The sequence below is a fragment of the Bradyrhizobium sp. Rc3b genome, from assembly GCF_900114915.1.
Lineage (GTDB): Bacteria > Pseudomonadota > Alphaproteobacteria > Rhizobiales > Xanthobacteraceae > Bradyrhizobium.
The window spans coordinates 246,938-266,759 of the sequence record NZ_FOUS01000007.1 but is presented as its reverse complement, the minus strand read 5'-3'; the positions used below and the strand labels follow the sequence as shown (position 1 = coordinate 266,759).

Below are 19,822 nucleotides of genomic sequence, written 5' to 3'. Positions count from 1 at the left end.
CGGCTTTCGCGTAACTTGCGCTGCGGGAGCGGGGGACTATAAGGGGCACGCAGTCCGGTTCAAGCCCTGGTTTTAACCTCTGAAATGACGACGAATTCTGTCCCAACCAACCCGCATCGCGCCGTGCGCTGGTGGCTGATCTCGGTCGCCGCACTGATCGCGCTGATGGTGCTGGTCGGCGGCGCGACGCGGCTGACGGAATCCGGCCTTTCGATCGTCGAATGGAAGCCGGTCACGGGCAGCGTGCCGCCACTGTCGGAGGCGCAGTGGACCGAGGCGTTCGAGGCCTACAAGAAGATCCCGCAATATCGCGAGCTCAATGCGGGGATGAGCCTGTCCGAGTTCAAGCAGATCTTCTGGTGGGAGTGGAGCCACCGGCTGCTCGGTCGTTTCATCGGCGTCGCCTATCTCTTGCCGTTCCTGTTCTTCCTGTGGCGCGGTGGCCTGTCCGGTGAATTGAAGCGCAGGCTGTGGCTGCTGTTCGCGCTTGGCGGGCTCCAGGGCGCGGTCGGCTGGTGGATGGTGGCCTCGGGCCTGACGGGACGGGTCGAGGTGTCGCAATATCGGCTGGCGACGCATCTCGTGCTCGCGCTGCTGATCTTCGCTGGCATTGTCTGGACGGTGCGGCGGCTCAAGGAGCGGCCGCAGATCGCAGCACCGGCGCGGCTGCGCTTCACGAGCGCGCTGCTGCTCGTCGTGACGTTCGTGCAGATCTATTTCGGCGCACTGGTTGCGGGCCTGCGCGCGGGGCGCGCCTACAACACCTGGCCGCAGATCGACGGCGCGTTCATTCCCTCGGCCGAGCGGCTGTGGTTCGAGACGCCGTGGTGGCGCAACATGTTCGACAATGTGCTGACGGTGCAGTTCGAGCACCGCATGACCGCCTATGCGCTGTTCGCGCTGGCCGCGCTCCACGCGGTCGACGCGGTGCGCTCGCGCGCAGGTGCAGCGGCAAGCGGCGCGCTCTGGCTGCTCGCGGCGGTGAGCCTGCAGGCGGTGCTCGGCATTCTCACGCTGCTCAACCAGGTGCCGATTGATCTCGCGCTGTCTCACCAGGCGGTCGCAATCGTCGTGCTGACGCTTGCGGTGATGCAGGTGGAGCGGCTCGCTTCGCGGCGACCTGCGGAGGCGCAGCCGCGCGCGGTTCCAGTTGGCCAGCCCGGCTGATCAGCAATAGCCGTAGATGCCGCACGAATAGGGCAGGCGCCAGAAATAATCGGCCTGCTTCCCACCGTAATACGCACCCTGATAGTCGTAGCTCCAGGGGCGGCCATAATAGCCCGGCAGGGTGTGCGAGCCCGGCAGCAGCGGTGTGCCCGGCAGGTTACGGATGTAGCTGCCGACGCCATAGGCCGGCGAGATCAGCGCATCCGGATCGGTATCGACATAGACCTGCGGCGGCTCCTGCGGTGGAACTGCGGCCCGCCGCTTCGGCGTGGCCGGCAAGTCGGCGGCAACGGCGGCTGAAACCGTCAGCATCGCCGCAAGGGCAGGCACCATCCAGCGCAGCATCGTCGGCTCCGAATCAAAGGGGCGATCCAAAGACGATGTATGGGGCAGATATGGTTAATGATCGTTAACTGACGGTCGCCAAAGCGACCGTCATTCCGGGGCGGTGCAAAGCACCGAACCCGGAATCTAGAGATTATGATGCTACGTCTGATGCTACGTCGAGATTCCGGGCTCGCGCTGCCGCGCGCCCCGGAATGACGGCGGTGACTACGCCCCCAGCGCCTGTTCCAGATCGGCGATCAGGTCTTCCTTGTCCTCGATGCCGATCGAGAGCCGCACCACGTCGGGGCCGGCGCCGGACTTCACCTTGGCGGCGTCGTCGAGCTGGCTGTGCGTGGTCGAGGCCGGGTGGATCACCAGTGAGCGGGTGTCGCCGACATTGGCCAAGTGCGAGAACAGCTGCAGTTTCGACACCAGGCTGACGCCGGCGTCATAGCCGCCCTTCAGGCTGAAGGTGAACACGGCGCCTGCGCCCCGCGGCGCGTATTTGCGCGCGAGCTGGTTGTACTTGTCGCTCGCAAGGCCGGCATAGCTGACCGACGCCACCGCCGGATGGCCGGCGAGGAATTCGGCGATCGCCTTGGCATTGTCGCATTGCTTCTGCATGCGCAGCGGCAGCGTCTCGATGCCGGTCAGGATCATGAAGGCGTTGAACGGCGACAGCGCGGGGCCGAGGTCGCGCAAGCCCAGCACGCGGCAGGCGATCGCGAAGGCGAAATTGCCAAAGGTCTCCTGCAGCCGGATGCCGTGATATTCCGGTCGCGGCTCCGACAGCATCGGATATTTGCCGCCGGTCGACCAGTCGAAGGTGCCGGCATCGACGATGATGCCGCCGAGCGAATTGCCGTGACCGCCCAGAAACTTCGTCAGCGAGTGCACGACGATGTCGGCGCCGTGGTCGATCGGACGGATCAGGTAGGGCGAGGCCAGCGTGTTGTCGACGATCAGCGGCACGCCCGCCTTCCGGGCCACCGTCGAGATTGCCTCGATGTCGGTGATGCTGCCGGCGGGATTGGCAATGGACTCGATGAAGATCGCTTTGGTGCGCGGCGTCACCGCGCGCTCGAAGCTCGCGACGTCGTCGGGATCGGCCCACACCACGTTCCAGCCGAAGCTCTTGAAGGCGTGCGTGAACTGGTTGATCGAGCCGCCATAGAGTTTTCGCGCAGCGATGAACTCGTCGCCGGGCTGCATCAATTGCTGCAACACCACGACCTGCGCGGCATGGCCCGAGGCCACCGCAAGTGCGGCCGTGCCGCCTTCGAGCGCGGCGACGCGCTCTTCCAGCACGGCGTTGGTGGGATTGCCGATACGGGTATAAATGTTGCCGAACGCCTGCAGACCGAACAGCGAGGCGGCGTGGTCGGCATCGTTGAACACGAACGAGGTCGTTTGATAAATCGGCGTCGCGCGCGCACCGGTGGTGGGGTCGGGCTGTGCACCGGCATGCACGGCGAGGGTTGAAAATCCCGGAAGGCGATCGCTCATTGAGGGCGTCCTGTTCTCTTGGTCTGAAATCGCGCGGCATGCTGATGGGCGCCGCGCTCGCCGTCAAGGCGCCGCTTCACGTCAAGACCATTTGGGAATGATCTTGCTACGCATTGTCGCGTTGGCAAAATGAATCCCTCGCAATTGCGTCAGCTTTGCTCGGTCTTGTTTTTGGCCGCGCGATCGGAGGCCGCAGTGTCGCCGCCGCCGACACTCATCCGATTGAGGGATAGCCGCATGCCTTGCGTCGGTGCCGGCGCGCGCTTGGAGCTGAGCGTGCGCGAATTCACGCCCATCCAGGAGATCTCGGATGACAGGCGGCCATATTCGATCTTGGGGCAGCGATTCATCACCACCTTGATACCGACCGATTCCGCCTTCGCCGCCGCTACGTCATCGCGCGCGCCGAGCTGCATCCAGATCACCTTCGGCAGCGGGTCGAGCGTGAGCGCCTCTTCGACGACAGGCATGATGTGGCTGGAATTGCGGAAGATGTCGATCATGTCGATGGGACGGCCGATGTCGGAGAGCGAGGCGATAAAGGGTTTGGCGAGCAGCTCCTTGCCGACATGGCCGGGATTGACCGGGATCATGTCGTAGCCGCGCTGCGCCAGATATTTGAACGCGAAATAGCTCGGTCGCACGTTGACCGGCGAGGCGCCGACCATCGCGATCGACTTCACGGTGTTGAGGATGGCGCGGATGTAATTGTCGGAATAGGCGTCGTGGTTCATGTGATCCTTCATTCGTCATTCCGGGCGGCTCGAAGAGCCGACCCGGAATCTCGAGATTCCGGGTTCGATGCTTCGCATCGCCCCGGAATGACGGTGTAAGAAATATAGCTACTCATCCCGCCATGTCGGCGTGCGCTTCTCGATGAAGGCGCCGATGCCTTCCTCGGCGTCGCGCGCCATCATGTTCTCGGTCATCACCTCTGCGGCATAGCGATAGGCATCCGCAAGGCTCATCTCGGCCTGGCGGTAGAATGCTTCCTTGCCGAGCTTGACGGTGTAGGCGGATTTCAGCGCGACCTGTTGCGCGAGCTCGATCGCGGCGTCGCGTTCAGTGCCGGCGGGCACCACGCGGTTGATGAGGCCGATCTCGCGGGCGCGGGTCGCCGGGATGGGCTCGCCCGTCAGCAACATCTCCATCGCCTGCTTGCGCGGCACGTTGCGCGACAGTGCCACCATTGGTGTTGAGCAGAACAGGCCGATGTCGACGCCGGGCGTGGCGAAGTGTGCTGCCTCCGAGGCGATGGCGAGATCGCAGCTTGCCACGAGCTGGCAGCCGGCCGCGGTCGCGATGCCCTGGACGGCAGCGACCACAGGCTTTGGCAGGTGCACGATCGCCTGCATCATCGCGCTGCAGGCGGTCATCATCTCGGCAAAGAAGGCGCGGCCGCGATCGGGGTCAGTGCGGCGCGCGGTCAGCTCCTTCATGTCGTGGCCGGCGGAGAAGGCAGGACCGTTGGCAGCGATCACGACGCCGCGGACGGCCTTGTCATCGCGGATCTCGTTGAGCTCCGCATGCAGGCTGGCGATCATCGCCGCCGACAGGCTGTTGCGCGCGGCGGGGCGGTTCAGCGTCAGCACGGCGATCGGGCCTACGGTCTCGCGCAGCAGGATCGGCGGTTGCGGGGAGGGGGCGCGGGCAGCCTGGGCGGACATCGAAGCGTTTCCGTTGGATTATTGCATTTGAATGACGCAGATAACTTAATGTAACAGGGCAAGCGAAGCGAGGGTGGGGAACAGCATGGCGTCAGCGAAAATGAGCGTGGCAGAGGTCGAGCAGTTCCTCCGTCACGAGTTTCCCCAGGCCTTCAGCGGCGACGACATCACGATAGAAAGCGCGGACGGCCAGACCTGCCTTTTGCGCCAGCGCTACAGTGAAAGGATGCTGCGGCCGGGCGGAACCGTGTCCGGCCCGACGCTAATGGCGCTGGCCGATTTCGCGATGTACGTGGTGCTGCTGTCCGCGATCGGGCCGGTCGGGCTCGCTGTCACCACCAATCTCAACATCAACTTCCTGCGCAAGGGGCAGCCCGGTCAGGACGTGCTGGCGGAGGCGCGGCTGCTCAAGCTCGGCAAGCGGCTGGCGGTCGGGGAGGTGAAACTGCTGTCCGGCAGCTCGCCCGATCCGATCGCCCATGTCACCTCGACCTATTCCATTCCAAATGTTTGAGCTTTTTGCAGGTAATATAGCACCATATTTTTAAGTCGTTGATATTGCGATGCTAATTTCGGTCCATGGGCATTGACCGTTGTGCGTCTCTTCTCTAGAAAACCGCGCAGTCCGGCGCGGTGTTCGCGCCGATGCTCCCCGTCCACGGAAACTCTGACATGAAAACCTTTTCGGCAAAGCCGGCTGAGGTGACGAAGAAGTGGGTGCTGATCGACGCCAAGGGTCTGGTCGTCGGCCGCCTCGCCACCATCGTCGCCATGCGCCTGCGCGGCAAGCACCTCCCGACCTACACCCCGCACGTTGATTGCGGCGACAACGTCATCATCATCAATGCGCAGCATGCGGTCCTCACGGGGCGCAAGCGCGAGCAGAAGACCTATTACAAGCACACCGGCTATGTCGGCCACGTCAAGGAGCGCACCGCGCGCCAGATCCTCGAGGGCAAGCATCCCGAGCGCGTGCTCGAGAAGGCCGTCGAGCGCATGATCCCGCGTGGCCCGCTCGGTCGCGTGCAGATGGGCAACCTCCGTGTCTACGGCGGCGCCGATCATCCGCACGAGGCGCAGCAGCCCGAGAAGATCGACATCGCCAAGTTGAACCGCAAGAACACGAGGGCCGCATAATATGGCCGAATCCATCCAGTCGCTCGACCAGCTCTCGCAGCTCAAGACGGCGGCGGCGCCCGATGCGCCCAAGCACGAGAAGAAGGTCGACAAGTTCAACCGCGCCTATGCCACCGGCAAGCGCAAGGACGCGGTCGCCCGCGTCTGGATCAAGCCGGGCGCCGGCAAGGTCACCGTCAACTCGCGCGAGGTCGAGGTCTATTTCGCCCGTCCCGTGCTGCGCATGATGATCGAGCAGCCGTTCTCCGTGGCCCAGCGTTCGGGCCAGTACGACGTGATCTGCACGGTTGCCGGCGGCGGCCTGTCCGGCCAGGCCGGCGCGGTCCGTCACGGCATCTCCAAGGCGCTGACCTATTTCGAGCCGGAGCTGCGCTCCGTGCTCAAGAAGGGCGGCTTCCTGACCCGCGACTCCCGCGTGGTCGAGCGCAAGAAGTACGGCAAGGCCAAGGCCCGCCGGTCCTTCCAGTTCTCGAAGCGTTAATCGCTTCGGTCACATTCGCCGCGAAAGCGGCTTCAATGAGATGCAAAAGGGCGCTGATTTCAGCGCCCTTTTTGTTGTTCGTTTGTATGCAAATTGATGGCGTGTTTCCCGAAAACTTGGCCTCCCGCGAAAACCTGAATGGAACTCGCGCGACCTAGCGTCGCATTCGGAAGGGCGCGCAAACGGCTGGGGCCGGTCGCGTAACTGCTATGTCTTAAAGGGGGCCGACATGATGTCGCTCGATAGCATCACGCTCTATTTGGTCGCCACCATGGTTGCCGCACTGCTCGGCGCCATGATGGTGTTTTTCGGCAGGCAGGAGAACAGCCCTGCACTGAAATGGTGGGGCACCGCGTATCTGCTCGGTGCCGCCTCCGTCGCGCTGTGGACCGCAGCCGGCGACAGGCTGGGCCCGCATCTTTACCTTGCGCTGAACGCGGTCGGCTTCGTCGCCTGCGGCATGGTGTGGAATGCGGCGCGCGTCTTCCACGGCCGCAAGCCGAACTGGCCGGGTCTCGTGCTCGGTGCGCTCGCCTGGGTCGCCGCCGTCACGCTGCTCGCCCCCGAGGCATCCATGTTGCGGATGATCGTCGGCGCCGGCATCGTCTCGGTTTATGCGGCACTGACCGCCAGCGAGCTCTGGACCGAACGGCGCAAGAGCCTGCAGCGGCGCTGGCCCGCCTTCGTGATGCCGGTGATGCATGGCTGCGTGTTGATGCTGCCGGTCCTGATCGGCAGTTTCCTGCGTCCGCACGATGCCGGCTTCTCCCAGAGCATCTGGGTCAAGGTGTTCGCGGTCGAACTGATCCTCTATGCCGTCGGCACCGTGTTCGTGATCTTCATGCTGGTGTCCGAGCGCACCGTGACCGCGCACCGCACCGCCGCGTCGACCGATCCCCTGACCGGCATGCTCAACCGCCGCGGCTTCTCGGAAGCCTGCGGCCGCGTGATCGAGCGCGAGGCCAAGGCCGGACGTCCCGTGACCGTGATGATCTTCGACATCGATCACTTCAAGTCGATCAACGACCGCTTCGGCCACCCCGCCGGCGACGAGATGCTGAAACTGTTCTCGACCGTCGTCGTCAGCAACTTACGCATCACCGACATGTCGGGCCGCATCGGCGGCGAGGAGTTCGCCGCGCTGCTGCCGTGTTCGCTGGAGGAGGGCGTGCTGGTCGCCGAGCGCGTGCGCGAGGCGTTCGAGACCTCTGGCGTCGTGGTCGACGAAGGCCCGGTCGACACCACCGTCAGCATCGGCGTCGCCGGCGGGCCCGCCGGCACCGAGCTCGAGGTGCTGCTGGCATCCGCCGACACCGCGCTCTACCAGGCCAAGCGCGGCGGCCGTAACCGCGTCGAGGCGGCGGAGGAGCTGCCGCTGTCGCTGGAGAACTGGCGCCGCCAGAGCGCCGCGCGGATCAGTGCGCCGCAGCCGCGGCCGGCCACCGCCTGAGACGCAAGGCAGCATCGCGGTAATCCTCTGTTTACCATTCGATCCCTACCATTGCGGTCATGGAATCGATCCGTCGACAGAATCCGCAAGCTGCCCTGATGTCGCTCGAAGCCGCTGCAGCCTCGGCACGCAGCGGTTTCGCCTGTCTGTTCTCCACTGCGGATGAATACGAGAGCGCGCTGATCACCGAGCGCCGCGCGCAGGGGCGTTACACGCAAGGCCGCCGCAGCTACTGGCCGCTCGCGCTGTTCATCGGCTGCGTCCTGATCGTGGCGGGCAGCGTTCTGCTGCTCATCTGAGAGACCTGCATTTTTGGACCGACCAGGGCGCCGTTTCGGCGCCTTTTTCTTTTTCGCCGGCTGCGCTAGACACGCCTATCGAACAAAAAACGGGTGGAAACCGATGATCACCGAGATCGCGCAAATCGACGTCAAGCCGGGCAGCGAGAAGGATTTTGAGGCCGCCGTCGCCAAGGCCAAGGCCGACTTCGGCCGCTCCAAGGGCTTTCACGGTTTTGAGCTGCACAAATCGATCGAAAAGCCGCAGCGCTACCGGCTGATGGTGAAATGGGCGACGCTGGAAAACCACACCGTCGATTTCCGCGGCTCGGAGAATTTCACCGAATGGCGCGGCCTCGTTGGCCAGTACTTTGCCTCGCCGCCCGAGGTCGAGCACACCGAGACTGTGCTCACGACCTGAGGGCTTATTTCTGGAGCATGATCTAATCGGAAAACCGCTGCACACTTTTCCGGATCATGCTCTACGCCGCTTCTGCCAGAGGCGCCGCCTCATAGGTCTTGAAATGGTCGATCATGACCTTGGCGATGGCCACTAGCGGCAGTGCCAGCGCCAGGCCCCAGATGCCGAACACGACGCCGAGCAAGATCTGGAAGGCGAACAGCGTGGCCGGCGGGATGTCCAGCGCCTGCCGCTGCAAGATCGGCGTCAGCACGTAGCTCTCCATGGCGTGCACGCCCATGAAGAGCAGAAAGGCCGATAGCGCCGGGATCCAGCCCGAGGCGAGGCTCGCCAGCACCACGACGACGCCGGCGATGATGGCCCCGATGGTCGGGATGAAGGCGAGCAGGCCGGCCTGAATTCCCAGGATGAACGAGCTGGGGATGCCGATGACGGCAAGCCCGATCCAGGTCACCACGCCGACCGCGAGCATGACGATGATCTGCGCGATCAGCCAGCGCTCCAGCGTCTCGGCTGTGCGGTCGATGATCAGGGCGACGCGGGTGCGGTGCCTCGCCGGCGCCAGGAACAGCAGGCCGTCGTGATAGACGGCCGGCTGGGCGGCGAAGGCGAAGCCCAGGAACAGCACGATAAAGATGTTGCCGACACCGTGGATGGTGCCGAGCAGCAGCTTGAAGGTCTGGCTCACGATCGCGCCGCCGCTGGAGGCCAGCGCGCCGGCGCCGGGCAGGGGACCGCGCGAGGGCGCTGCTGGTGCGGGCGCCGTCTCCGAGGGCGCAGTGGCCGAGGCGTCGGTCGCGCCGTTGCCGAAATCGAAGAAGCTGGTGTCGATGCCGTGGTTGTCCAGGAACGACTTCACGTTCCCGATCTGCGACTTGATGGTCTTGCTCAGCAGCGAAGCCTGTTCGGCGATGGTGGCGCCGCCGAGATAGGCGATGCCGGCGAGCATCAAAGCGAGCGCGGTGCAGACGATCGCGAGCCGCACCGGATGCGGCAGGGGCACGCGGCGGCCGAGCGCGCCCGTCAGCGCGTTGAGGCCGAGGCCAAGCAGCATGCCGGTGAAGATCAGCAGCAGGGTGGCGGCGAAATACCAGGTGAAGGCGAGCAGCGCGGTGAACAGCACGACGCCGATGCCCCCGACCGAGATCGCCCAAGCGAGGTCGCCGCGGGTCCGGGAGCGTTCATCTTTGGACATGGTCACATCGGGTCCTTTTCAGCGCAATGCGCGCCGCACTCTCTCGACAAACGCGCTTCGGATCAAGACCGCGTCAACGCGCTGGTTTGACGTCGGCGCGCCGACGGTGCAGAGCGATGAGGAAAGAACAATGGGGGCGGTTTGAGCTTCATCAGCAAATGGGCCGGTCTGCTCGGGCTTCTGGCCGTGATCGTGGTCGGCGACCAGATCCGGATCAACCGGCCCGGCCACAAATTTCGTCTCACGGTCGAGGTCACGACACCTGACGGCATCAAGACCGGATCCGGCGTTCTGGCCGTCGTGCCCGACCGCAACTATAACCGCGGCGGCCGCACCACCACGCGCGGGGAGGCCGTGTTCGTCGACCTCGGCCAAGCCGGCGCCAAAGGCAAGAATCTGGTGGCATTGTTGGCGCACCGGCAGGACGCGAAGCTGGACTTCGACGACATCAATTATGTCGCGCTCCGTGCCTATGGCGCCGCGCGCGGCAACCGCGTCTCGTTCAACGATATCCACCGGCAGACCGGCGTTGTCCCGGTGCAGGGAGACCTCGTGCCGGTGCTCGTCAGCTTTGGCGATCCCAAGGATCCCAAGACGGCGCGCGTTGTCGCCGCCGACCACGCGGAGGCGGTTCTGGGCGAGGGTTATGCGATCCGTGGCCTCACGGTCGAAGTCGTGCCCAACGGGTTCTGGCCGGTTGATTTCGGTGGGGCGCTCGGAGAGCCCGTGACGCGCGGCATCGACGCGAAACTGCCATGGCTGGCCGCGCCGGGCGATCCGGCGGCAACCGCACTGCAGGCCGCCGGGCTGCCCGCCGGGGGCGAGGCCCGGGAGGCATTTGCGCGAAAATAGCATTGCCGTCCCGCGATCCCTTCTGTTGAATTTGTTCCAGCCCAAGGGCATGTTTGGAGAATCTTCTTATCGGAGAGGCGCGGAACGACAGATGAGAAAGCCGGTCGTCGGCGTGATCGGGAATGCCCATCGCGTCGAAAATCGATTTCAGGTCCAGATGGTCGGCGAGCGCAATTTGCGCGCCGTGGCCGAGGTTTCCGGTGGCCTGCCGATGATGTTCGCAGGTGCGCCCGATATCACCGATATCGGCGCGCTGCTCGACGTGGTCGACGGGATCGTGCTCACCGGCGCGCGCGCCAATGTCCATCCGACCCGCTTCAATGTCGACCCGTGTGAGCGCCACGAGCCGTACGATATCCATCGTGACGAGGTGGCGCTGGCGCTTTCGGTCGCCTGCGTCGCCCGCGGTGTGCCGCTGTTCGGCATCTGCCGCGGCCTGCAGGAGATGAACGTCGCCTTCGGCGGCTCGCTGCATCCCGAGATCCGCGAAATTCCCGGCCGCATGAACCATCGCATGCCCCGGCTCGAGAACGGCGAGATCCACCCCGATCCGACCGTGGTGTTCGCCGACCGTCACGACGTCGAGCTGACGCCGGGCGGGGCGTTCGCAAAACTGCTCGGCTGCGAGAAGATCAGGGTCAATTCGCTGCATGGCCAGGGCATCCTCGAGCCCGGCAAGCGCGTGCTGATCGAGGGTGTTGCCGAGGACGGCACCATCGAGGCGATCCGGATCGCGGAAGCCCCGACCTTCGCGCTCGGCGTGCAATGGCACGCCGAATACGATCCCCAGCGCAATCCGGTCAACCGCAAGCTGTTCGAAGCCTTCGGCGAAGCGCTGGTCGCGCGGCAGCGCGCGGCGGCGTAGGGCACGAGAGCGAAATCTGGCGCACAGCTGCGTCAAGCTCATCATTGCGAGCGCAGCGACTTGTTCGCCGAAGCCTTGGCGAAGGCGGAAGCAATCCAGAGTCTTTCCGCGGTGGGATTCTGGAATGCTTCGTCGCAAGAGCTCCTCGCAATGACGGAGTATGAGGTGACAGCTTGCTTCTCCAGGGACGCTGTCATTCCCCGCCTTGTGCGCAATTGCGCACTGGAGCGGGGAATCCGGTACGCCGCAGCTTATCGGTTCTATCACAACGGTCTCTGGAATACTGGATCGTGCGGTCCTAGTGCGCAATTGCGCACTGGCCGGGCGATGACGGTGAGTGAGTGTGCAGACACGCCTTCGCAGTCTCGCGGCGCATTTCGCCCGAGGCTTGCTGTCGTCGCGCTCTTTGAAAGCCAAAGGGCGCAGGGAAGGCCGGGCGCCGGCGGCACCCGCAAGTCCGTGCGCGACGAAGATGTACACGGGGTGGACCGCAGGTGATGCCGGTCGCCCGGCCTTCCCTGCGCGGCTGGTTTTTAACGGTGTCCTTCGTGCTCTCCCCGGGGAGCGATGCACTATTGCCCCCGTCGCCTTGCGGGAATGATCGATGCGCGTGCCCGGTCGGGCCGCCGCATCACCGCAAGCCTTGACGCACAGACCCCGGGCGTCAGGACCACACGACTTCTCCGTCCGCGGACGATCCCGCCGGAATATCCGGAAGCTTGCGTGTGCTCGCCCCCAGGCATCGACGAAACCGCTGTGACCGCGCCGGGTCGTATCGCGTCGCCTGAGGACTCACGGTTGCCCGCCCTGTCATCATGCCGAGCCGCGCCGGCGCTACCGCGTCCACCGCCACCCGGCCCGCATCTCGTGACGATCGCGAAGCGCCCCTTTGGCAGGCCGGGATGAGGCGCTTATGCCACAAATCCGAAATTCGGGAAAGTGGAATATTTTTACGCGGAGGGCTTGACCGGGTGTTTTGCCCGACGCTTCGCGGGATTGGCCATGGCAGGGACGCATTGCGCTATCCCAATGCCGGGAGCCGCTTTATCGGAAAGACTTGCTTGGTGGGTTCGGCAGATACACCTTAAGTTCTGTCCCGCGACGGAGGATGACTTTCATGAGCAGACCTGCAAGACCGAAAGCGAGCTGATCGCCATGGCCAAGGCCGAGTTGAAGGTTCATGCCGACTGTCCCGATGGAATGACGATTTCGATCCTCCGCGAGGGTCGTTCCTGGGAGTTTCGGGCCAGCGCAGATCGGGCCACCTCGGATCGGCCCGGCTACCCCGAATGCGTCGCCATGCTTGTCCAGATCGGCGATCACCTCTGCAAGCAGTACGACGTCGAGGGTTAGGCGGGTCCGAGAGCCGGATTGCCGGCTGCCCCGTGCATCGACCAAATTAGGCACAGTGACCCATTTTTGCGATCGCTGCGGCAAACTGTCCATTTTCCAGTTGACCACGAAATTGCTGACGGTAAAGGTGCCGTGCTTCACGCGCGGCCGAGACCCGAACACATCTCGGCGAAAACCGACAACAAGAACGAGCGGAAGCATCAGGAGGGTGAACTAGCTCCCGCGCAGACCTGGATGGTCGCTGATACAGCGCCATGGTCCTGCGCGTTCGGGGGTAGCACTCAGCAAGGGGGACAAGGCATCGATGCGCCCATTGTTGGCGGTGAGTACGGCTATCGACTGGCTGAACGAAAAGGTCGGTAGCGTCTGCAATATTCTGGTGCTCGCGGCCTGCGTGGTCAGCGCCGCAAATGCGATGATCCGGTATGCCTTCAGCTACAGCTCCAACAGCTGGCTCGAGACGCAGTGGTACATGTTCGCCGTCATCGTGATGTTCGGCTCGTCCTATACTTTCAAGCGCAACGAGCATGTGCGCGTCGAAATCCTCTACCTCATGCTGTCCGAGCGTGGCCAGCTGTGGCTCGACCTGATCGGGACATTGGTCTTCCTCGTCCCGGCGTGCCTGCTCCTCAGCTACCTCTCATGGGCGATGTTCTACAACTCGTTCATCATCGGAGAGATGTCCAACAACGCGGGCGGCCTCCTGCGGTGGCCGATCAAGTTCGTGCTGCCGGCCGGGTTCTTCATGGTCGCTCTGCAGGGCGTCTCGGAGGCCATCAAACGCGCCGCCGCCTTGCGCGGTGAAGTCACGATCGACGCAAAATATGAGCGGCCGACCCAATGATCACGATTGAGATGATGCCGCCGCTGATGTTCGGCGGGCTGGTCCTGGCCATGCTGATCGGATTTCCGGTCGCGTTCACGCTGGCTGCCCTCGGGCTTTCGTTTGGATTCCTCGCGATCCACGAGGGATTTTTCGGATTCAGCTTTCTCCAGGCCATTCCGGAGCGCATCTACGGCAGCGTTCTCGCCAACGAGCTGCTGCTGGCAATTCCGTTCTTCACGTTCATGGGCGCGATCCTCGAACGATGCGGCCTCGCCGAGGATATGCTGGATTCAATGGGGCAGCTGTTCGGCCCGGTTCGCGGCGGTCTTGGCTATTCCGTGATTATCGTCGGCTTCATCCTCGGTGCGATCACGGGGACGGTGGCGGCGCAGGTCATTGCGATGGCGCTGATCTCGATGCCGGTGATGATCCGCTACGGCTACAACATGCGCTACATCACCGGCGTGCTCGCAGCCTCCGGCACCATTACCCAGCTGGTGCCTCCCTCGCTGGTTCTGATCGTGCTCGCGGACCAGCTCGGGAAGTCGGTCGGCGACATGTATCTGGGCGCCTGGGGCCCATCGATCCTCCAGATCGCACTCTTCGCCGGCTACACGTTTGCGCTGAGCGTGATCAAGCCGGGCCACGTCCCGGCGGTGCCCAAGGAAGCAAGGACGCTCACGGGCTGGGCGCTCTGGCGCAAATGCCTTCTGGGCATCATCCCGTCCGCCGTTCTGATCTTCGTGGTGCTCGGCACGATGATGCTTGGCCTTGCCACCCCGACCGAAGCGGGCGCGATGGGCGCCGTCGGCGCGATCGTCCTTGCAGTCATCCATCACAAGGATTTCAGCTCGGCTGGTCACAAGGTGCTGCTGGTCGGCGTTGCGGCGGCGGGCGTCGGCACGATCATCGGCATCTACCTCACGCCGAATCTGCCGTTCAAGATCGCGTTCGCGATTGCCTATCTCGCCGTCGCCTGGGTTTGCATCGAGGCCATCAGGATTCCGGACCTGCGCATGCTGGTCAAGCAGGGCTACGAGACCACGATGCGCATCACCTGCATGGTGACGTTCATCCTGATCGGATCGACCTGCTTCTCAATCGTCTTTCTCGGTTGCAACGGTGGGGTCTGGCTGGAGCACATGCTGACATCGCTGCCGGGCGGGGTCTGGGGCTTCCTGATCTTCATGAACCTGTTCATCTTCTTCATCGCCTTCTTCCTCGACTTCTTCGAGATCGCCTTCATCATCATCCCGATGATCGCGCCGATCGCGCAGAAGCTGCTCACCCCCGTGGTGGGGGCGGATGCCGCCTTGATCTGGTTCGGTGTCATGCTCTGCGTCAACATGCAGACCTCCTTCCTGCATCCTCCGTTCGGCTTTGCCTTGTTCTACCTGCGGGGCGTGGCGCCGAAAGAGGTCAAGAGCTCGGACATCTATTGGGGCGCGATGCCTTGGATCGGCCTGCAGGCGATCATGGTTGCGGTCGTCATCGCATTCCCGATCACGGTCACCGGGCTGCTGGATGCTCCCATCAAGGTGGATCTGGACAAGATCAAGATCGAAATTCCCGACGTCGAGCTGCCGCCGCCGCTCGATTTCGGCCAGCCGAAGAATTGAGAAAGGTCCCCGCCCGGGGATTGATCCCAAAATATTGCAGGGCTGTCGGTGACCTGCGAACGCTGCCCTTGCGCAGGGAGCCGCGGACCTCGATTGCGACGGCGCAACTGATCAGCAGGCTGGCGGAGTAGACGGTCGCGTCGCGCTGTGGCTAAGTCCAGGTCCAGAGCAGCGAAAGGGGAGCCCGATGCCGTATCTCCCATCTGGACATGACCGAGACTTCCGCGTCTGCAAGGTGCTTTCCGACCTGTTTTGCGCAATCTTGCTCGGGACCTTTTCCATCGTCTTCTTCGGCTGGGTCGGTGGCATTGTCGCGTTCGTTATCCTCGAAGCGTGCTTGATCGGGCTCGATTGGCTGATTCCGAGCGGCGACGACGCGGCTGGCGTTGTTCGCTAAGGGCAGCTCAATGGCCGAATCTCTCCCGCGACGGGATGGCCTCGCGATGAAGCGCAGCGCTACCGTCGCCGTCCTTTTCCTGCTCGCATCCGCCGCATTGGCCCAAAGCGCGCCGTAGGGCGGATTGGCGTAATCCGCCATCTTGTCTTGATGGGGCAGCTTCAATGCCCCGAGACGTACAGTCCGGATTATTTCCGGAGGACTGGGCAAGAGACGGCAGCACGGATGGCGACTTTGGAGAGCGCGTGAGCGTCACCAGCAGTCGGCGGATTACGCCTTCGGCTAATCCGCCCTGCGTAAACCAATCAGTAGGAATTGGTCCGCCCCGATTTTTGCGGCTCTGATTTGTTCTTTGAGAACGAAGTGGAGTCAGATGCGGAACGAAAGTGGATGGCTCGAAGCCGCCTCACATCGTCCGCTCCATCCGTCGCGCGCGATAGGCCTGCGGCGACATCAAGGTGAGCTTGCGGAACGCCTTGCGAAAGCTGCTCTCGTCCTCATAGCCGGTCGTGCGCGCGATCGCCTTGATCGGCTGCGTTGTCGACCTCCTGGTCGAGGTCGAAGGGCAGGGCAGCCCGGATTTCCGCCGCAACGTCTGGGTCAGGATCGAGGAGCAGGAGCCCACGCACTGGTCGCTCGGCGGCATGCAGCCGACAGCTGAGATCATCGCGAGCACGTTCGGCGCGATCGGGACGGACGGGGTGCGGATCGCGCGGCGCTAGCAGCGCGGAATGCGTGGGCGGATCAGCTCAAGGCATGGTCCGCCAGCCGCCGCCCCGTTGCTCAACCGATCTGCGGGGCGGTTTCCATTGCATCGCACAATCACGACAGGGGCCTGCACCAGCACACGGCTGCATTGAGGTTCGAGAGACCAACACCATATGCTCTGCAAGGGAGCCCTGCCGTGCAGACCATGAAGGCGGCCCTCGTTGCGGCGATTGGCGTCGTTGCTTTGATCTGCTGCCTCCTTCCCAGCTCAGCGGAGGAGAACAGCCGCCTTGCACTGATTGTGTCGATCGAAGGGGCCATTGGCCCTGCGTCGGCCAGTTACGTGAAGGAGGCCTTGGCCAAGGCAAGCGAACGGCGCGCCGAGGTCGTGCTTCTGAGAATCAACACGCCCGGCGGTCTTAATTCCAGCATGCGCGAGATCATTGCGGATGTGCTGGCCTCGCCCGTCCCTGTCGGTTACGTCGCTCCCTCCGGCGCCCACGCGGCGAGCGCGGGGACCTATATCCTCTATGCGACCCATATCGCGGCGATGGCGCCGGGCACCAATATCGGTGCGGCAACGCCGGTGCAGATTGGCGGACCGCTGCCGGGGCTGCCGAGCGGTACACCGGACAAGGGCAGCAAGGACAAGAAGGACGGCGACCAGCAGAGCGAGCCCAAGGATCCGTCCAAGGATCAGTTCAAGGATGCGATGACGGCAAAGGTGACCAATGACGCGGTTGCCTTCATCCGCAGCCTTGCGGAGCTGCGTGGCCGCAATGCGGACTGGGCGGAGAAGGCGGTCCGTGAGGCCGCCACTCTCTCTGCCAACGGTGCGCTGCAGTCCCATGCCATCGAACTCGTCGCACGCGATCAGGCTGAATTGCTGAGGCAGCTCGATGGCCGCGTGGTCGAGGTTGCAGGCGGCAAGACGCAACGTCTCGCGACGAAGGATGCGGTCGTCGAAGCCATCGACCCCGGATGGATATCCCGCTTCCTGGCGGTCATCACCGATCCGAATGTGGCGTTCATTCTCCTGATGGTCGGCATCTACGGCCTGATCTTCGAGTTCATGTCTCCCGGAGCCGTCGCTCCCGGCGTGGTCGGCGCGATCTGCCTGCTGATCGGTCTCTATGCGCTCAATTTGCTGCCGATCAACTATGCCGGCCTTGCCCTGATGCTGGTTGGCATCGTGCTTCTCACGGTCGAAGCCTTCAATCCGACGGTGGTGATCGGTCTCGGGGGGATCATCGCTTTCGTGCTGGGAGCGCTGATGCTCTTCAGGGTCGAGGCGCCCGGCTACCACCTGTCGTGGTGGGTGATCGGCACCACGGCAGCCGTGTTCGCCGGCTTTGCTCTGGTCGTGCTTGGTTCGCTTAGACGTGCCGCCCGGGCTCCGGAGCGGGTCGGCGCGCAGGCGATGCGAGGCTTGCCCGCCGAGGTTCTCGACTGGAGTGGGAGCGAAGGTCACGTCTTCGCTCATGGCGAGCGCTGGCAGGCGCGCGGCGCCGAAACGTTCAAGCCCGGAGAGACGGTCGAAGTCGCGAACGTCGTCGACCTGACGCTGCTGATACGGCGCGCACCGGCCAGGACCGGTGAGGGAGGTACATCATGATGCTGGAATATCTGACTTATGCGGCGCTTCTGCTGCTTGTCATCATGTTTCTATCCCAGGCTATTCGAATCCTTCGCGAATACGAGCGTGGCGTCATCTTCACGCTCGGCCGTTTTACCGGCGTGAAGGGCCCGGGCCTCATCATCCTCATTCCGGTCGTGCAGCAACTCGTCAAGGTCGACCTCCGGGTAATGGTGCAGGTCGTGCCGCCGCAGGACGTGATTTCGCGGGACAACGTGTCCGTCAAGGTCAACGCCGTTCTGTACTTCCGCATCGTCGACCCCGAACGTGCCATCATCAAGGTCGGCGATTACATGGCCGCCACCAGCCAGCTCGCGCAGACGACGTTGCGCTCGGTGCTCGGCAAGCACGAGCTCGACGAGATGCTTGCCGAGCGCGACAGGTTGAACGCCGACATCCAGGAGATCCTCGACAAGCAGACCGACGTCTGGGGCATCAAGGTGACCGGCATCGAGATCAAGGACGTCGATATCAACGAAACCATGGTGCGCGCGATTGCCAAACAGGCGGAGGCGGAACGGTTGCGGCGCGCCAAGGTGATCAATGCGATGGGCGAGCAGCAGGCTGCCGAAAAGCTCGTCGAGGCCGGCCGGATTCTCGCGCAGGAGCCTCAGGCGATGCAGCTGCGTTATTTTGCGGCCCTGCACGATATTGCGGGCGAACGGTCGTCGACTGTGGTCTTTCCGCTGCCGACGGGCTTGCTCGACCATTTTATGCCGCGGCGGGATAATCCTTAGCGACAAGCATTGGGCTGACCCATCTTCGGCCCCATTGGGCGTGTCGAATATCGCTCCCAACTTGAACGGGAGGAGAATTCGATGACGAAGCATGCCGCCAGACCCGCAATCCACCGCCGAAATCGGCCGTTAATCCTCGCCGTTCCGCTGATCGCCCTCGCGCTTTGGTCGTGGGGGATCGCGACGGCGCTGGCTGCGGAATCTGCCGGCCTGCCGCGTATTCTCGTGCTTGCGACCGGCGGCACCATCGCAGGCCAGGCCGACGCGCGTGCGACCGGCGCCTACAAATCCGGCCAGATCACGGGCGAGCAGCTGATGCAATCGGTGCCGGGCCTGGACAAGCTCGCAAAGCTGAATGCCGAGCAGATCTCGTCGATCGGATCCCAGGACATGAACGACAAGGTCTGGTTTGCGCTGGCCCGTCGCATCCAGGAGGCCTTCGACAAGAACGAGGCCGATGCAATCGTCATCACCCACGGCACCGACACGCTGGAGGAGACCGCGTTCTTTCTCGACAACGTGGTGCGCGGCGACAAGCCGGTGGTGATCGTCGGCTCGATGCGGCCGGCGACGGCGGTGAGCGCCGACGGTCCCGGCAATCTCTACGAGGCGGTGCAGGTGGCGGCCGACCCGCGCTCGCGCGGCCGCGGTGTGCTGGCGGTGCTGAACGACAAGATTCAGGGCGCGCGCTCGGTCACCAAGACCAACACCACCAGCATCGAGACGTTCAGTTCCGCCAATGACGGCCCGGTCGGCTATGTCGACACCGCCGGCGGCATTCGCTTCATGGCGCAGGCTCAAGGTCTCAAGCGCGCGACCTATCAGCTTCCGGCCGGCGAGCAATTGCCGCGCGTCGCGATCGTCTACTCGCACGCCAACATGGACGCCGTTCCGATCGAGGATGCCATTTCGCACGGCGCCAAGGGCATCGTGCTGGCCGGCGTCGGCGACGGCAACACCTCGAAGCCGGCGCTCGACGCGCTCGAAGCGGCGGCGAAGAAGGGCATCATCGTGGTTCGCTCGACGCGGGTTCGCTCGGGTTTCGTCACGAGGAACGTCGAGGTCGACGACGACAAGAACGGCTTCGTCGTGTCCGAGGACCTCAATCCGCAGAAGGCGCGCGTGCTCACGCAATTGCTGATCGCGGGCGGCGTGACGGCGCCGGCCGAGCTGCAGAAGGCTTTTACGGCGACCTGGTAG

The 19,822-nt window shown here is 63.9% G+C and carries 23 protein-coding genes; 16 read left to right on the top strand and 7 right to left on the bottom strand.

Annotation, left to right across the window (positions count from 1 at the left end; translation table 11 throughout):
• Nucleotides 1–84: 84 nt before the first annotated feature.
• Nucleotides 85–1,167, top strand: coding sequence for a COX15/CtaA family protein (locus BM190_RS18375; RefSeq protein WP_092257407.1), 1,083 nt, complete (start codon nucleotides 85–87; stop codon nucleotides 1,165–1,167).
• Here BM190_RS18375 and BM190_RS18370 read toward each other — a convergent pair whose 3' ends face one another.
• The 4 genes from BM190_RS18370 to BM190_RS18355 all read right to left on the bottom strand — a co-directional run bounded on the left by BM190_RS18370 (nucleotide 1,168) and on the right by BM190_RS18355 (nucleotide 4,667).
• Nucleotides 1,168–1,512 (bottom strand): hypothetical protein, encoded by a 345-nt coding sequence (locus BM190_RS18370; protein WP_092257781.1) that lies wholly within the window; start codon nucleotides 1,510–1,512, stop codon nucleotides 1,168–1,170. It abuts the gene before it with no gap.
• Between the two features lie 207 nt (nucleotides 1,513–1,719).
• Nucleotides 1,720–3,000, bottom strand: coding sequence for an O-acetylhomoserine aminocarboxypropyltransferase (locus BM190_RS18365; RefSeq protein ID WP_092257404.1), 1,281 nt, complete (start codon nucleotides 2,998–3,000; stop codon nucleotides 1,720–1,722).
• Between the two features lie 149 nt (nucleotides 3,001–3,149).
• On the bottom strand, nucleotides 3,150–3,734 hold the full coding sequence (locus BM190_RS18360; RefSeq protein ID WP_092257779.1) for a CoA-binding protein: 585 nt from the start codon (nucleotides 3,732–3,734) through the stop codon (nucleotides 3,150–3,152).
• Nucleotides 3,735–3,842: 108 nt separating this feature from the next.
• Entirely contained in the window at nucleotides 3,843–4,667 is an 825-nt protein-coding gene (locus tag BM190_RS18355; protein ID WP_092257401.1) for an enoyl-CoA hydratase, read from the bottom strand.
• Nucleotides 4,668–4,752: 85 nt separating this feature from the next.
• Here BM190_RS18355 and BM190_RS18350 point away from each other — a divergent pair, with 85 nt between their 5' ends.
• From BM190_RS18350 to BM190_RS18325, 6 genes are all read left to right on the top strand, one after another.
• A complete protein-coding gene (locus tag BM190_RS18350) occupies nucleotides 4,753–5,181 on the top strand; it encodes a PaaI family thioesterase (RefSeq protein ID WP_018320094.1) in 429 nt (142 codons plus the stop codon).
• A 158-nt stretch (nucleotides 5,182–5,339) separates the two neighbouring features.
• Entirely contained in the window at nucleotides 5,340–5,804 is a 465-nt protein-coding gene (gene rplM / locus BM190_RS18345; RefSeq protein ID WP_011087726.1) for a 50S ribosomal protein L13, read from the top strand.
• Between the two features lies 1 nt (nucleotide 5,805).
• A complete protein-coding gene (rpsI, locus tag BM190_RS18340) occupies nucleotides 5,806–6,285 on the top strand; it encodes a 30S ribosomal protein S9 (RefSeq protein WP_018320095.1) in 480 nt (159 codons plus the stop codon).
• A 229-nt stretch (nucleotides 6,286–6,514) separates the two neighbouring features.
• Nucleotides 6,515–7,735, top strand: coding sequence for a GGDEF domain-containing protein (locus BM190_RS18335; protein WP_018320096.1), 1,221 nt, complete (start codon nucleotides 6,515–6,517; stop codon nucleotides 7,733–7,735).
• Nucleotides 7,736–7,794: 59 nt separating this feature from the next.
• Nucleotides 7,795–8,034, top strand: a complete 240-nt coding sequence (locus BM190_RS18330) for a hypothetical protein (RefSeq protein ID WP_092257398.1) — start codon at nucleotides 7,795–7,797, stop codon at nucleotides 8,032–8,034.
• Nucleotides 8,035–8,137: 103 nt separating this feature from the next.
• Nucleotides 8,138–8,434 carry an antibiotic biosynthesis monooxygenase family protein gene (locus BM190_RS18325; RefSeq protein WP_092257395.1) on the top strand — a complete coding sequence of 99 codons (297 nt, stop codon included), beginning with the start codon at nucleotides 8,138–8,140 and terminating at the stop codon, nucleotides 8,432–8,434.
• Nucleotides 8,435–8,495: 61 nt separating this feature from the next.
• Here BM190_RS18325 and BM190_RS18320 read toward each other — a convergent pair whose 3' ends face one another.
• A complete protein-coding gene (locus tag BM190_RS18320; RefSeq protein ID WP_177237147.1) occupies nucleotides 8,496–9,635 on the bottom strand; it encodes an AI-2E family transporter in 1,140 nt (379 codons plus the stop codon).
• Between the two features lie 135 nt (nucleotides 9,636–9,770).
• Here BM190_RS18320 and BM190_RS18315 point away from each other — a divergent pair, with 135 nt between their 5' ends.
• The 5 genes from BM190_RS18315 to BM190_RS18290 all read left to right on the top strand — a co-directional run bounded on the left by BM190_RS18315 (nucleotide 9,771) and on the right by BM190_RS18290 (nucleotide 15,144).
• On the top strand, nucleotides 9,771–10,481 hold the full coding sequence (locus tag BM190_RS18315; RefSeq protein WP_092257390.1) for a hypothetical protein: 711 nt from the start codon (nucleotides 9,771–9,773) through the stop codon (nucleotides 10,479–10,481).
• 91 nt (nucleotides 10,482–10,572) lie between these two features.
• Nucleotides 10,573–11,346: a gamma-glutamyl-gamma-aminobutyrate hydrolase family protein gene (locus BM190_RS18310; RefSeq protein ID WP_177237146.1), complete on the top strand. Its 774-nt coding sequence runs from the start codon at nucleotides 10,573–10,575 to the stop codon at nucleotides 11,344–11,346.
• 1,155 nt (nucleotides 11,347–12,501) lie between these two features.
• Nucleotides 12,502–12,699 carry a hypothetical protein gene (locus tag BM190_RS18300; protein ID WP_092257774.1) on the top strand — a complete coding sequence of 66 codons (198 nt, stop codon included), beginning with the start codon at nucleotides 12,502–12,504 and terminating at the stop codon, nucleotides 12,697–12,699.
• 304 nt (nucleotides 12,700–13,003) lie between these two features.
• Nucleotides 13,004–13,543: a TRAP transporter small permease subunit gene (locus BM190_RS18295; RefSeq protein WP_092257388.1), complete on the top strand. Its 540-nt coding sequence runs from the start codon at nucleotides 13,004–13,006 to the stop codon at nucleotides 13,541–13,543.
• Nucleotides 13,540–15,144 (top strand): TRAP transporter large permease, encoded by a 1,605-nt coding sequence (locus tag BM190_RS18290; RefSeq protein WP_092257385.1) that lies wholly within the window; start codon nucleotides 13,540–13,542, stop codon nucleotides 15,142–15,144. Before BM190_RS18295 ends, BM190_RS18290 begins: the two co-directional genes overlap by 4 nt.
• 151 nt (nucleotides 15,145–15,295) lie before the next feature.
• On the opposite strand, the gene BM190_RS40500 is transcribed toward BM190_RS18290, so the two are convergent.
• Nucleotides 15,296–15,682 carry a hypothetical protein gene (locus tag BM190_RS40500; protein ID WP_177237145.1) on the bottom strand — a complete coding sequence of 129 codons (387 nt, stop codon included), beginning with the start codon at nucleotides 15,680–15,682 and terminating at the stop codon, nucleotides 15,296–15,298.
• Nucleotides 15,683–15,947: 265 nt separating this feature from the next.
• The gene (locus BM190_RS18285; RefSeq protein ID WP_244550670.1) at nucleotides 15,948–16,133 is read right to left on the bottom strand and encodes a helix-turn-helix domain-containing protein; all 186 of its coding nucleotides are present in this window, start codon (nucleotides 16,131–16,133) and stop codon (nucleotides 15,948–15,950) included.
• Here BM190_RS18285 and BM190_RS18280 point away from each other — a divergent pair.
• The 4 genes from BM190_RS18280 (at nucleotide 16,066) to BM190_RS18265 (ending at nucleotide 19,822) form a co-directional block, all read left to right on the top strand.
• Nucleotides 16,066–16,263, top strand: a complete 198-nt coding sequence (locus BM190_RS18280) for a tautomerase family protein (protein ID WP_244550669.1) — start codon at nucleotides 16,066–16,068, stop codon at nucleotides 16,261–16,263. The two genes, BM190_RS18285 and BM190_RS18280, sit on opposite strands and share 68 nt — an antisense overlap.
• A 182-nt stretch (nucleotides 16,264–16,445) precedes the next feature.
• Nucleotides 16,446–17,864 (top strand): NfeD family protein, encoded by a 1,419-nt coding sequence (locus tag BM190_RS18275; RefSeq protein WP_092257378.1) that lies wholly within the window; start codon nucleotides 16,446–16,448, stop codon nucleotides 17,862–17,864.
• Nucleotides 17,861–18,622 carry a slipin family protein gene (locus BM190_RS18270; protein ID WP_018320108.1) on the top strand — a complete coding sequence of 254 codons (762 nt, stop codon included), beginning with the start codon at nucleotides 17,861–17,863 and terminating at the stop codon, nucleotides 18,620–18,622. Before BM190_RS18275 ends, BM190_RS18270 begins: the two co-directional genes overlap by 4 nt.
• 81 nt (nucleotides 18,623–18,703) lie before the next feature.
• Nucleotides 18,704–19,822: a type II asparaginase gene (locus BM190_RS18265; protein ID WP_092257375.1), complete on the top strand. Its 1,119-nt coding sequence runs from the start codon at nucleotides 18,704–18,706 to the stop codon at nucleotides 19,820–19,822.